This is a genomic window from Streptomyces sp. CB01635, from assembly GCF_002803065.1.
Lineage (GTDB): Bacteria > Actinomycetota > Actinomycetes > Streptomycetales > Streptomycetaceae > Streptomyces.
In genome coordinates, this window is record NZ_NNBL01000001.1 from 853726 (window position 1) to 867406 (window position 13681).

Below are 13681 nucleotides of genomic sequence, written 5' to 3' on the forward strand. Positions count from 1 at the left end.
GAGGGCACCACGATGGCAATGGAACGGCAGATCTTCACCGAGGAGCACGACGCGTTCCGCGAGACCGTCCGCACCTTCCTCGCCAAGGAGGTCACCCCGCACTACGAGCAGTGGGAGAAGGACGGCATCGTCTCGCGCGAGGCCTGGCTCGCGGCGGGCCGGCAGGGCCTCCTCGGGCTCGCCGTGCCCGAGGAGTTCGGGGGCGGCGGGAACGCCGACTTCCGCTACAGCGCCGTCATCGCCGAGGAGTTCACGCGCGCGGGAGCCGCCGGCCTCGCGATCGGCCTCCACAACGACATCATCGGGCCGTATCTGACGTCGCTCGCCACGGACGAGCAGAAGCGCCGCTGGCTGCCCGGCTTCTGCGACGGCTCCCTGATCACGGCCATCGCGATGACCGAGCCGGGCGCCGGATCCGACCTCCAGGGCATCCGCACCTCGGCCGAGGACCGCGGCGACCACTGGGTGCTCAACGGCTCCAAGACGTTCATCTCGAACGGGATCCTCGCCGACCTCGTGATCGTCGTCGCGAAGACGACGCCCGACGGCGGCGCCCACGGCCTGTCCCTCCTGGTCGTCGAGCGCGGCATGGAGGGCTTCGAGCGCGGCCGCAACCTCGACAAGATCGGCCAGAAGTCGCAGGACACGGCCGAGCTCTTCTTCAACGACGTCCGCGTCCCGAAGGAGAATCTCCTCGGCGAGCTCAACGGCGCCTTTGTCCACCTGATGACGAACCTCGCGCAGGAGCGCATGGGCATCGCCGTCGCCGGGATCGCCGCCGCTGAGTACCTCCTGGAGATCACCACGACGTACGTCAAGGAGCGCGAGGCCTTCGGCCGCCCGCTCGCCAAGCTCCAGCACATCCGGTTCGAGATAGCCGAGATGGCCACCGAGTGCGCCGTCACCCGGACCTTCCTGGACCGCTGCATCGTCGATCACTCGAACGGCGAACTCGACGCGGTGCATGCCTCGATGGCCAAGTGGTGGGCCACCGAGCTCCAGAAGCGCGTCGCGGACCGCTGCCTCCAGCTCCATGGCGGCTACGGCTACATGACGGAGTACCGCGTCGCCAAGGCCTTCACCGACGGACGCATCCAGACGATCTACGGCGGCACGACCGAGATCATGAAGGAGATCATCGGGCGCTCCCTGCTCGGCTGACTCCCCACCGACCTCCCGGCCCGGCCCACCTCATTGCCCGGCCCACCCTCATTGAAAGGCAAGCGAGTGAGCACCGAAGCGTACGTATACGACGCGATCCGCACCCCGCGCGGACGCGGCAAGGCGAACGGCGCCCTGCACGGCACCAAGCCGATCGACCTCGTCGTCGGACTGATCCACGAGGTCCAGCGGCGCTTCCCGGATCTCGACCCCGCCGCCATCGACGACATCGTGCTCGGCGTCGTCGGACCGGTCGGCGACCAGGGCTCCGACATCGCGCGGATCGCGGCCATCGCGGCCGGACTCCCCGACACGGTGGCCGGTGTGCAGGAGAACCGCTTCTGCGCCTCGGGCCTCGAAGCGGTCAACCTGGCGGCCATGAAGGTCCGTTCGGGCTGGGAGGACCTCGTCCTCGCCGGCGGCGTCGAGTCGATGTCGCGCGTCCCGATGGCCTCGGACGGCGGCGCCTGGTTCGCCGACCCGATGACCAACTACGAGACGGGCTTCGTGCCGCAGGGCATCGGCGCCGACCTGATCGCCACCATCGAGGGCTTCTCCCGGCGCGACGTCGACGAGTACGCGGCGCTCTCGCAGGAGCGCGCGGCCGCCGCCGTGAAGGACGGCCGCTTCGCCCGCTCCGTCGTGCCCGTCACGGACCGCAGCGGCCTGACGGTCCTCGACCACGACGAGTTCCTGCGCCCCGGCACGACCGCCGACTCGCTCGCCAAGCTGAAGCCGTCGTTCGCGGACATCGGTGACCTCGGCGGCTTCGACGCCGTCGCGCTGCAGAAGTACCACTGGGTCGAGAAGATCGACCACGTCCACCACGCGGGCAACTCCTCCGGCATCGTCGACGGCGCGTCCCTCGTCGCCATCGGCACCAAGGAGGTCGGCGAGCGCCACGGCCTGACCCCGCGCGCGCGGATCGTCTCCGCGGCGGTCTCCGGCTCCGAGCCCACCATCATGCTCACCGGACCCGCGCCGGCCGCCCGCAAGGCCCTCGCCAAGGCCGGTCTGACCATCGACGACATCGACCTCGTCGAGATCAACGAGGCGTTCGCCGCCGTCGTCCTGCGCTTCGTCAAGGACATGGGCCTCTCCCTCGACAAGGTCAACGTCAACGGCGGCGCCATCGCGCTCGGACACCCGCTCGGCGCCACCGGCGCGATGATCCTCGGCACCCTCATCGACGAACTGGAGCGCCAGGACAAGCGCTACGGCCTCGCCACGCTGTGCGTCGGCGGCGGCATGGGCATCGCCACGATCGTCGAGCGACTCTGACCCCCGTCCTTTCCCGCACTGGCATCTACGGAGCAGCAGAAATGACCGAGAGCACCACCATCCGCTGGGAACAGGACGAGACCGGAATCGTCACCCTCGTCCTCGACGACCCCAACCAGTCCGCGAACACCATGAACCAGGCGTTCAAGGACTCCATCGCGGCGATCGCCGACCGCGCGGAGGCCGAGAAGGACTCGATCCGCGGCATCATCTACACCTCCGCCAAGAAGACGTTCTTCGCGGGCGGTGACCTGAAGGACATGATGAAGGTCGGCCCCGAGAACGCCCAGCAGGCGTTCGAGACCGGCACCGGCATCAAGCGCTCCCTGCGCCGCATCGAGACGCTCGGCAAGCCCGTCGTCGCCGCGATCAACGGCGCGGCCCTGGGCGGCGGTTACGAGATCGCGCTCGCCTCCCACCACCGCATCGCCCTCGACGCGCCCGGCTCCAAGATCGGCCTTCCCGAGGTCACGCTCGGCCTGCTCCCCGCGGGCGGCGGCGTCACCCGCACCGTACGCCTCATGGGCATCACCGACGCCCTGCTGAAGGTGCTCCTCCAGGGCACCCAGTACACGCCGAAGCGCGCCCTGGAGAACGGCCTCGTCCACGAAGTGGCGGCCACCCCCGAGGAGATGCTCGCCCAGGCGCGCGCCTTCATCGACGCCAACCCCGAGTCGCAGCAGCCCTGGGACAAGCCCGGCTACCGCATCCCGGGCGGCACCCCGGCCAACCCGAAGTTCGCGGCGAACCTGCCCGCCTTCCCGGCCAACCTCAAGAAGCAGCTGAACGGCGCCCCCTACCCGGCCCCGCGCAACATCCTCGCCGCGGCCGTCGAGGGCTCCCAGGTCGACTTCGAGACGGCCCTGACCATCGAGGCGCGCTACTTCACCGAGCTCGTCACCGGCCAGACCGCGAAGAACATGATCCAGGCGTTCTTCTTCGACCTCCAGGCCGTCAACTCCGGCGCGAACCGGCCCAAGGGCATCGAGAAGCGCACCGTCCGCAAGGTCGCCGTCCTCGGCGCCGGCATGATGGGCGCGGGTATCGCCTACTCGTGCGCCCGCGCGGGCATCGAGGTCGTCCTCAAGGACGTGACCGCCGACGCCGCCGCCCGGGGCAAGGGCTACTCCGAGAAGCTCTGCGCCAAGGCCGTCTCCCGCGGACGCACCACCCAGGAGAAGGCGGACGCGCTCCTCGCCCGCATCACGCCCACCGCCGAACCGCAGGACCTCGCCGGCTGCGACGCCGTGATCGAGGCCGTCTTCGAGGACCCGGCGCTCAAGCACAAGGTGTTCAAGGAGATCCAGCACGTCATCGAGCCGGACGCGCTGCTGTGCTCCAACACCTCGACCCTGCCGATCACCCTCCTCGCCGAGGGCGTCGAGCGGGTCGAGGACTTCATCGGGCTGCACTTCTTCTCGCCCGTCGACAAGATGCCGCTCGTCGAGATCATCAAGGGCGAGCGCAGCGGCGACGAGGCGCTCGCCCGCGCCTTCGACCTGGTCCGCCAGATCAACAAGACGCCGATCGTCGTGAACGACTCGCGCGGGTTCTTCACCTCGCGCGTGATCGGGCACTTCATCAACGAGGGTGTCGCGATGGTCGCCGAGGGCATCGAGCCCGCCTCCGTCGAGCAGGCCGCGGCCCAGGCCGGCTACCCGGCCAAGGTCCTGTCCCTGATGGACGAGCTGACGCTGACCCTGCCCCGCAAGATCCGTAACGAGACCAAGCGGGCCGTCGAGGAGGCGGGCGGCACCTGGGCCGGCCACCCCTCGGACGTCGTCATCGACCGCATGGTCGAGGAGTTCGACCGTCCCGGACGCAGCGGCGGCGCGGGCTTCTACGAGTACGTGGAGGGCAAGCGCGCCGGCCTGTGGCCGGGCCTGCGCGAGCACTTCACCAAGCCCGGGTACGAGATCCCGTTCAAGGACATGCAGGAGCGCATGCTCTTCTCCGAGGCGCTCGACACGGTGCGCCTCCTGGAGGAGGGCGTCCTGACCTCGGTCGCTGACGCCAACATCGGCTCCATCTTCGGCATCGGCTTCCCGGGCTGGACCGGCGGAGTCCTGCAGTACATCAACGGTTACGAGGGCGGCCTGCCCGGCTTCGTAGCCCGCTCGCGTGAACTGGCCGAGCGCTACGGCGAGCGCTTCCAGCCGACCGCGCTGCTCGTCGAGAAGGCCGAGAAGGGCGAGACCTTCACCGACGCCTGACGGTCACGGGGTTCCGCGCCGGGGGTCAGCCCTCGGCGCGGAACGCCTCCCGCAGCTGCTCCTTGAGCGACCGCTGGAACGCGGTCACCAGGGCCTGCACCACCATCGGCTGCATATGGGCCGACAGCGACTTCATCGCCGCCACGTGCTCCGGGTCCGACTCCCGTTCCCGGTAGGGCCCCCACACCTCGTCGCGGAACAGCCGCGTCAGCTCCTGGGCGGCGTCCCGTGTGTGCTTCATGAGGACGGTGCGCGCCGCGAGGATCGTCTCGTGCGCGATCGGCACCCCGAGCAGCTCCACCCCGAGCCGCAGCAGACCGGGGTCCACGCGGAAGGTGTCGCTGTCCTCCAGGTACGCGACTACGCCCATCGCGGCGAGCCGGTCCAGATCCTCCCCGGACAGGGGCCGCCCCGCCCGGCGCTCCAGCTCCGCCCGCGTGACGTCCTCCGCCGCGTCCGGGGCCCAGCTCGCGACCAGGGCACGGTGGATCGCCAGATCGTCGGCGCTCAGGTCCGCCGGCAGCTGCTCCAGATACCGCTCGATCGCGGAGAGTGTCATGCCCTGGTGCTGGAGCTCCTCGATGAGCGCGAGCCGGGAGAGGTGGTCCCGGCCGTAGTGGCCGACCCGGCGCGGCCCGATCACGGGCGGCGGGAGCAGGCCCTTCGTGCTGTAGAAGCGGATCGTACGGACGGTGACGCCCGCGCGCGCGGCCAGTTCGTCGACCGTGAGCGTCGGCTCCCCGGTGTCCGTCGTCATGCTGCGCCTCGCTTCTCGGGTCCCGCGTCCTGCGTACTCCGGTTCCGCACCCGGACAGGTTCAACAGTATTGCTGAGACACCAAAGTTGTGAAAGCGCTGCGGGGTGGAAAGGGCGGGTGTGAAGGGGCTGTTGGGGTGTGAGTGAGCGCTTATACGCCTCGCGGAACCCGCTGTACAGAGGCTGATCATCATGTGAGAAGTGCCGCTATGTGATCTCCGCCACCGCGTGCTCCCTGCCTGGTGGGGGAAGGTGCACAGTCGGTCCGCGCCATGTCAGGAATGTCGCGGGCCGCAGCACATCCGGACCCCGGAGCAATCCGGGCACCACAGAGGGATCCCCCCACGTGAGCAAGGAAGCCGCCAACACGGCTCTGGACGCATCCCGCACAGATGCGTCCCAGGCGCCCGCCGACGCGGGTGACGCCGGCTACAGCAAGGACCTCAAGGCCCGCCACGTCAACATGATCGCGATCGGTGGCGCGATCGGTACCGGACTGTTCCTCGGAGCGGGCGGCCGCCTCCATTCGGCGGGCCCCGCACTCGCCGTCGCATACCTCGTCTGCGGAGTCTTCGCGTACCTGGTCGTGCGCGCCCTCGGCGAGATGGTCGTGTACCGGCCGTCCTCGGGTTCCTTCGTCTCGTACGCGCGCGAGTTCCTCGGTGAGAAGGGCGCCTACGTCGCCGGCTGGATGTACTTCCTCAACTGGTCGATGACGGGCATCGCGGACATCACCGCGATCGCCCTCTACACCCAGTACTGGAGTGCCTTCACGACCATTCCGCAGTGGGTTCTCGCGCTGATCGCCCTCGCGGTCGTGCTCGGCGTGAACCTGATCTCGGTGAAGTACTTCGGCGAGATGGAGTTCTGGTTCGCGATCATCAAGGTGGCCACGCTCGTCGCCTTCCTGTTCGTGGGCGTCTTCCTGATCGCCACGCAGCACCCGATCGACGGCCAGACCCCGGGCCTGAGCATGATCACGGACCACGGCGGATTCATGCCGAGCGGCACTATGTCGGTGATCCTCGTCATGCAGGGCGTCGTCTTCGCGTACGCCGCCCTGGAGCTGGTGGGTGTCGCGGCAGGCGAGACCGCCGACCCGCAGAAGGTCGTCCCGCGCGCGGTGAACTCGATCATGTGGCGCGTCGGCCTGTTCTACTGCGGATCGGTGGTGCTGCTCGCACTGCTGCTGCCGTCCTCGGTGTACTCGTCGAACGAGAGCCCGTTCGTCACCCTGTTCAGCAAGCTGGGCGTCGGCGGCATCGGCGACATCATGAACCTGGTCGTGCTCACCGCGGCCATGTCCAGCCTCAACTCGGGCCTCTACTCCACCGGCCGCATCCTGCGCTCGATGGCGATGTCGGGCTCCGCGCCCAAGTTCACCGCCCGCATGAACCGCAGCCAGGTGCCGTACGGCGGCATCCTGCTCACCGCGGGTGTCGGCGTCCTCGGAGTCGGCCTCAACTACCTCCTCCCGCACGACGCCTTCGAGATCGTCATCGAGGTCTCCTCGATCGGCATCATCGGCACCTGGGTCATGATCATGGTCGCCCACCTGGCGTTCGTCCGGCGGGCCAAGCAGGGCCTGATCAAGCGGCCGTCGTTCCGCCTGCCCTGGTCCCCGGTCACCGAGATCGTCACGATCGTCTTCCTGCTGCTCGTGCTCGGCCTCATGTGGAACGACCCGGACACGGGTCGCAAGACGCTGATGCTGATCCCGGTCATCGCGGTCATGCTCGTCGCCGGCTGGTTCGCCGCCCGCCGCCGCATCCAGCGTGAGTCGACCCAGGAACTGGCCAAGCTGACCGACGGCGAATAACGCCGGCCCCCCACTGTCAGTGGCAGCCCCTACGGTGGCGTCATGTCGGAGATCACGTATGTCCGAGGTGACGCCACCGTGCCGTTGGGCATAGCGGTGACGGTGTACGACCACGGGGACTGAGCCGCACGTTGCTAGTGGCGGGTGGTCGGGTAGGTCCATGGCATGGCCCTTGTATCCCTGCCCCTGGAATTCCACCTCAAGGTGGGTCAACTCGGCGCATCCGTCGCCCTGTTCGCGGCGGGGGTCGTCGGCCGGGCGCGGCGGTGGGCCGGGGATCAGGAGGCGGCCGCCCCGGGGAGCGAGCAACTGCCTCAGCCCTGCCAGTGCGCTCCCGTGCGGCCCCGCGCGGACCTCGCCGCCGGGCCGCGCGGCCCGGTCGCCGCCGCCGAGACGGACCTGCGCACCTGTGTCTCGGAGCTCGCGTCCGACCTGGCGTCCCGCCTGGGCAGTGAGTCGCAGGGCGGCGGCATGGCACACCCCTGAGCCGCACCACAGGAACCGGGGCCGCGCATACTGGATCACGTATCACCCGGGAACCGCTGGGGAGCCGTATGAAGCAGCACGACCTCGATCCCGAGCCCCCTCCGCCCGGCGGCATCCTGTGGGACATCGCCGGTGAGGTGCGCTCCCTGCTCGCCCTCCCCGCGGCGCTCACCCTTCAGGTCGCCCACCCGGCCGTCGGCGCGGGCGTCGACGAGCACTCCGTGTTCCGCACGGACCCCTGGGGCCGCGGCGAGCGCTCACTGCGCTCGGTGATGCTGTGGGTCTACGGCGGTGAGGACGCTGCACAGGAAGGCCGCCGCCTGCGACAGCTCCACCGGACCATCCGCGGCACCGACACCCGGGGCCGCAGCTACCACGCGCTCACTCCTGAGTACTACGCCTGGGTCCACGCCACGGGCTTCCCCGTGTACCGGCAGGCACAGCGCTACCTCGGCCGCCGCCCCTTCACCGAGGCGCAGGAACGCCGGCTCTACGCGGAGTGGCTTCAGGTCGGCCGGATCCTCGGCCTGCACGACCGCGACATGCCGCAGACCGTCGAGGAGTTCTGGCCCTACTACCGCAAGGTTCTGGCCGACGAGATCGAGCTGACGGCCGTCGTACGCGAACTCGTCGCCGTCGACGCACCGGTCCCGCCGCCCGACCGCGGGCCGCTGCCGGTCAGGCTCGCGCTGCGCGCACTGTGGCCGCTGCTGCTGCCCCCGCTCGCCCGCTTCCGCCGCTTCCTCACGATCGGACTGATGCCGCCCGACGCGCGCGAGGCCATCGGCCTGCCGTGGACCCCGGTCCAGGAGCGCAGACTGCGACGGTTCGGCGCGGTCGTCCGGCGGGTGGTGCCGCTCCTGCCGGAGCGCCTGCGCTATCTGCCGATGGCGCGACGGGCGCGCGCCGCCGAAACGGCCCGCGCCCGATGACCCCGAAAGGTCACTGACCCCGAAAGGTCACTGACCCCGAAAGGCCACTGCGCCTCAGTGGTCGTGCACCGAGTTCGTCGCCGCGATCTGCTTCCACGACTTCGGCTGCGCCGGCGCCACCCCGGCCCGCGCGACCCGGTCCCGCTGCGCCGCGGCCGTGCCCGGCTTCGACGGCTGGTAGAGCCACGTGTCGAAGAGCGCCGCGAGCGGCTTGCCCGAGACCCTCTCGGCGAACTTCACGAAGTCGGCGACCTTCGCGTTCCCGTACGCGTGCTCCTGCGGCCACCCCTTGAGGATCGCGGCGAACTTCTTCTCGCCGACCTCGTTGCGCAGCGCCTGGATGGCCAGCGCCCCCCGGTCGTACACGGCGATGTCGAACTGGTTCTCCGCGCCCGGGTCACCCGGCTTGACCTTCCAGAACGCGTCGTCGGCCGGGTGCTGCGCGTAGGTGTAGTCCGCCAGCTCCTGCGCCGTGCCCTCACCCTCCTTCTCCGACCACAGCCACTGGCTGTAGCGGGCGAAGCCCTCGTTGATCCAGATGTCCTTCCAGCCGTCGACGGAGACGCTGTCGCCGTACCACTGGTGCGCCAGCTCGTGCACGATCACCGACACGTTCGACCCGTTCGCGAACTGCTTCGGGCTGTAGAACGGCCGCGTCTGTGTCTCCAGGGCGAAGCTGGACGGCACGTTCGGGACGTACCCGCCGAGCGCGTTGAACGGGTACTTCCCGAACTTCGTCTCCAGCCACTCGGCGACCTCGGTGGTCCGCTCGACGCTGGCGCGCGCCGCGCCGTAGTTGTCGCCCAGGTCCTTGCTGTACGCGTTCACGACCGGCAGGCCGTCCGCCGTCTTGTCCGTGGTGATGTCGAACTTGCCGACCGCGAGCGTGGTCAGATACGTCGTCTGCGGCTTGTTGGAACGCCAGTTGAAGCGCGTCCAGCCGAGCTTCGACGACTGCGACTGGAGCACGCCGTTGGAGATCGCCTGCGTCCCGTCCGGCACGGCCACCGACACGTCGTACGTCGCCTTGTCGCGCGGGTGGTCGTTCGACGGGAACCACCAGGCCGCGGACTCCGGCTCGTTGGCCCCGATGCCGCCGTCCGGGGTGCGCTGCCAGGACGTGAAGCCGTACAGCTTCACCTCGGACGGCTTGCCGGCGTAGCGGACGACGACGGTGAACGTCGATCCCTTGGGCAGGCCCGCCGGCGGAGTGACCTCGAGTTCCTCCACGTCGGACGTGGCGAACTTGGCCTTCTTGCCGTTGACGAGGACCTCGCTGACCTTGAGGCCGAAGTCGAGGTCGAAGCGCGAGAGGTCCTGCGTGGACGTGGCGAGGATCGTCGCCGTGCCCTCCAGGAGGTCCGTCTTCGGCTGGTACTTCAGGCGCAGGTCGTAGTGGGAGACGTCGTAGCCGCCGTTCCCGTAGTCCGGGTAATAGGGGTCGCCGATGCCCGGAGCCCCAGGTTCGAAGTCCGCCGCCGATGCCGGGATCGCCAGCATGAGAGCGGCCGCCAGTGCGCCCGGGGCGATGAGTCTGCGGTACACGAAAGCTCCAAGTCGTAGGACCGTGAACGTTGTTGCGACCCTATTCAGCCCCTCCCGCCTCGGTCATGTCCATGGCCCCACGTGTCACACGATCGCCATTCGGCCGACATGTGCCAATCCGTCCCATGGACCTTTCATCGCCAAGGACTGCCCTCTTTTGCAAGGGAGTTCGCCGGGGTAGCTTCCGCCCCATGCCGATACCTGAGAGACGCATGCGCCCCCTGTGGAGGACGCTCGCGACAGCGGTCACCGCCGCACTCCTTGCCGTCCTCGTCTCTCCCGGGGCCGCCCAGAGCGCCACGCCCCGTGAGTCGAAGCCCGTCTACTCGTACGACAAGGCCATCCGCGAATCCGTCTGGGTCGACACCCGGCTCGACGGCGACGGCGACGGGAAGACCGACCGGGTCGCCGTCGACATCATCCGGCCGCGCGAACCCGCACAGCAGGGCCGCAAAGTCCCCGTGATCATGGACGCGAGCCCGTACTACTCCTGCTGCGGCCGCGGCAACGAGAGCCAGCTGAAGACGTATGACGAGCACGGGAACGTCGTCCAGTTCCCGCTGTACTACGACAACTACTTCGTGCCGCGCGGCTACGCCTTCGTCGCCGTGGACCTCGCGGGAACCAACCGCTCCGACGGCTGTGTCGACGTCGGCGGCCGCTCCGACATCCAGTCCGGCAAGGCCGTCGTCGACTGGCTGAACGGCCGCGGCAAGGGCTACACCAGCCGTACCGGCACCGAACGCGCCAAGGCCGGCTGGACGAACGGCAGAACCGGCATGATCGGCAAGAGCTACGACGCCACCATCGCCAACGGTGTGGCCGCGACCGGAGTCGAGGGCCTGAAGACGATCGTCCCGATCGGCGGCATCTCCTCCTGGTACGACTACTACTTCCAGCAGGGCGCGCCCCTGTACGACAGCGGACCCGAGTGGCTGTCCGACTACGTCGAGAGCCCCGAGGCCCGCGCCCGCTGCGCCGCCGTACAGAAGCGACTTGTCGACGAGGCACCCAGGACCGGTGACTGGACCGGCCTGTGGGACGAGCGGAACTATGTGCCCGACGCCGGCAAGGTCAAGGCCAGCGTCTTCGTCGTGCACGGCATGCAGGACCTCAACGTCCGCGCCAAGCACTTCGGCCAGTGGTGGGACGCCCTCGCCAAGGCGGGCGTCGACCGCAAGATCTGGCTCGCGCAGACCGGCCACGTCGACCCCTTCGACTCCCGCCGGAGCGCCTGGGTCGACACCCTCCACCGCTGGTTCGACCATGAACTCCTCGGCTACGACAACGGCGTGGACCGCGAACCGATGGCCGACATCGAGCGCACCCCCGACCACTGGACCACCGACCGCGTCTGGCCGCCCCGCACCACCGACTCGGTGCGCCTGAGCCCCGCCAAGGGCAGCGCGGCCGGCGTCGGCAAGCTCGGCCTCAAGCACGGCTCGGGCACCGAGGCGTTCACCGACGACCCGAAGCTGAGCGAGACCGACTGGGCCGCGCAGATCGACAAGTCGACGCCCGACAAGGCCGGGTTCATCACCGAGCCGCTCGGCAAGGACCTGCGCCTGTCCGGCTCGTCGAAGGTCACCGTCACCGCCACCCCGTCGACCACGACCGCCCACCTCTCGGCCGTACTCGTCGACCTCGGCCCGGCCACCATCCGCGACTACGCCGACGGCGGCGAGGGCATCACCACGCTCACCGACCGCACCTGCTGGGGCGCGAGCACGGCCGGCGACAGCTCCTGCTTCCTGCGGACCGAGGCCAAGACCGCCGACGTCGACCGGACCGTCTTCAGCCGCGGCTGGGCCGACCTCGGCAACTACGCCTCGGAGCGCACGGGCAAGCCGCTCACCCCGGGCAAGCCGTACACGATCACCCTCGACCTGGCCCCGAGCGACCACGTCGTGCCGGCGGGCCACCGCCTCGCGCTGATCGTCGCGGGCACCGACAAGGACCTCATCGACCCGCCGTCGACCAGGCCCACGCTCACCCTCGACCTGGCCAGGACGTCCGCGCGCGTCCCGCTCGTCGGCGGAGCCCACGCGTTCGAGTCCGCCACGGCCGGCACCCACACCGCCGCGCCGCGCACGTCGGCACCCGAACGCCTGGCCGACCCCCGCCCGTTCCGCCCCGTCCCGGGAGGCAGCACTCGATGACACCGCGCTCGACGACACCCCGTATCCGTATCCGTACCCTCGCCCTGGCCGCGACGGCGGCCGCCCTCGCCGCGCCCCTGCTCACGGCCCCGGCCCAGGCCACCTCCGCGCCACCGAGGACCGGTTTCGAGCTGAGCGACGGCGCCCGCTGGACCGGTCAGCCCGAGGAGCAGGACTTCCTCGCGGCGGTCGACAAGGGCAGTGACCGCGTCTCCGTCGACACGGCCGGCACCACCGAACAGGGCAGGCCCGTCCAGCTCGTCCGCATCGGCGCGCACCGGACCGCGAACACCGTGCTGCTCATCTGCAGCCAGCACGGCAACGAACCGTCCGGCCGCGAGGCGTGTCTCACCACGATCCGCGACCTCGCCTACGCCAAGGACAGAAGGACGAAGGCCTTCCTGTCCCGCACCACCCTGCTCGTCGTCCCCACCGCCAACCCCGACGGCCGCGCCGCGAACACCCGCGGCAACTCCGACGGCATCGACATCAACCGCGACCACATCGCCCTGGAGACCGCCGAGGCGCGGGCCATGGCCGCCGTCATCCGCGACCGCAAGCCCGACGTGATCTACGACCTCCACGAGTACGGGGCCACACCCAAGTACTACGACAAGGACCTCTTCGACCTCTGGCCGCGCAACCTCAACACCGACACCCAGGTCCACGACGAGGCGGAGACCCTCTCCACGGCATACGTCCGTCCTGCCGCCAACGCGGGCGAATACTCGACCGGCACGTACGGCATCTGGACCGACCCGGTGACCGGCGAGCCCGTCAAGCAGACCGCGGGGGACGGGCAGGAGCGCATCCTGCGCAATGTCTCCGGCGTGAAGCACGCGGTCGGACTGCTCATAGAGAGCCGCGTCGACCCTCAGACCGACGCGGAGAAGGCCGACCCCGCACTCAACAACCGGCGCCGCGTCAAGAGTCAACTCTCCGCGCTCGGCGGCCTGTTCACATTCACCGACCAGCATCGCGGCAGGATCGAGGCGGCCACCGGTGCCGCCCGCGTGGCCGGATACCGCGACCGCGGACCCGTCTACGTCGGCGGCGCGGACAACGACCCGGCCGAACCCGCGGAGACCATCCAGAACCCGCCGTGCGGCTACCGCCTCGACCCGTCGCAGTACGCGTCCGTCAAGGACAAGCTGGCGCTGCACGGGATCACCGTGCGCAAAAACCGGACAGGGGAAGGGGCGTTCGTGCCGCTGCGCCAGTCCGAACGGGCGCTCGTGACACTGCTCCTCGACGCGCGTGCTCCGTACCACCTCATCGAGGGGGAGCCCGACACCACGTGCTGAAACCGGGGCGTTCGCGTCGTTTGTG

10 protein-coding genes are annotated in these 13681 nt (G+C 69.7%); 8 read left to right on the plus strand and 2 right to left on the minus strand.

Going from position 1 to position 13681, the window contains the following annotated elements:
• The first annotated feature begins 18 nt into the window (after window positions 1-18).
• The 3 genes from CG723_RS03595 (at window position 19) to CG723_RS03605 (ending at window position 4655) form a co-directional block, all read left to right on the plus strand.
• Window positions 19-1161 carry an acyl-CoA dehydrogenase family protein gene (locus tag CG723_RS03595; RefSeq protein WP_100591666.1) on the plus strand — a complete coding sequence of 381 codons (1143 nt, stop codon included), beginning with the start codon at window positions 19-21 and terminating at the stop codon, window positions 1159-1161.
• A gap of 66 nt (window positions 1162-1227) precedes the next feature.
• The gene (locus tag CG723_RS03600; RefSeq protein ID WP_100591667.1) at window positions 1228-2442 is read left to right on the plus strand and encodes an acetyl-CoA C-acetyltransferase; all 1215 of its coding nucleotides are present in this window, start codon (window positions 1228-1230) and stop codon (window positions 2440-2442) included.
• Between the two features lie 41 nt (window positions 2443-2483).
• Window positions 2484-4655 (plus strand): 3-hydroxyacyl-CoA dehydrogenase NAD-binding domain-containing protein, encoded by a 2172-nt coding sequence (locus CG723_RS03605; RefSeq protein ID WP_100591668.1) that lies wholly within the window; start codon window positions 2484-2486, stop codon window positions 4653-4655.
• A gap of 25 nt (window positions 4656-4680) precedes the next feature.
• Here the strand turns inward: CG723_RS03605 and CG723_RS03610 are convergent, their stop codons facing one another.
• Window positions 4681-5412, minus strand: a complete 732-nt coding sequence (locus CG723_RS03610; protein WP_100591669.1) for a MerR family transcriptional regulator — start codon at window positions 5410-5412, stop codon at window positions 4681-4683.
• Window positions 5413-5757: 345 nt separating this feature from the next.
• Here CG723_RS03610 and CG723_RS03615 point away from each other — a divergent pair, with 345 nt between their 5' ends.
• The 3 genes from CG723_RS03615 (at window position 5758) to CG723_RS03625 (ending at window position 8648) form a co-directional block, all read left to right on the plus strand.
• Window positions 5758-7230, plus strand: coding sequence for an amino acid permease (locus CG723_RS03615; RefSeq protein ID WP_100591670.1), 1473 nt, complete (start codon window positions 5758-5760; stop codon window positions 7228-7230).
• Between the two features lie 165 nt (window positions 7231-7395).
• Complete coding sequence (locus CG723_RS03620) at window positions 7396-7716, plus strand: hypothetical protein (RefSeq protein WP_100591671.1); 321 nt, start codon at window positions 7396-7398, stop codon at window positions 7714-7716.
• 68 nt (window positions 7717-7784) lie between these two features.
• Window positions 7785-8648: an oxygenase MpaB family protein gene (locus tag CG723_RS03625; RefSeq protein WP_100591672.1), complete on the plus strand. Its 864-nt coding sequence runs from the start codon at window positions 7785-7787 to the stop codon at window positions 8646-8648.
• Between the two features lie 54 nt (window positions 8649-8702).
• On the opposite strand, the gene CG723_RS03630 is transcribed toward CG723_RS03625, so the two are convergent.
• Window positions 8703-10193 (minus strand): M1 family metallopeptidase, encoded by a 1491-nt coding sequence (locus CG723_RS03630; RefSeq protein WP_100591673.1) that lies wholly within the window; start codon window positions 10191-10193, stop codon window positions 8703-8705.
• Between the two features lie 191 nt (window positions 10194-10384).
• Here CG723_RS03630 and CG723_RS03635 point away from each other — a divergent pair, with 191 nt between their 5' ends.
• Complete coding sequence (locus CG723_RS03635) at window positions 10385-12352, plus strand: Xaa-Pro dipeptidyl-peptidase (RefSeq protein ID WP_100591674.1); 1968 nt, start codon at window positions 10385-10387, stop codon at window positions 12350-12352.
• A complete protein-coding gene (locus tag CG723_RS03640; protein WP_100591675.1) occupies window positions 12349-13656 on the plus strand; it encodes a M14 family metallopeptidase in 1308 nt (435 codons plus the stop codon). The genes CG723_RS03635 and CG723_RS03640 overlap by 4 nt, the downstream gene beginning before the upstream one ends.
• Window positions 13657-13681: the final 25 nt, after the last annotated feature.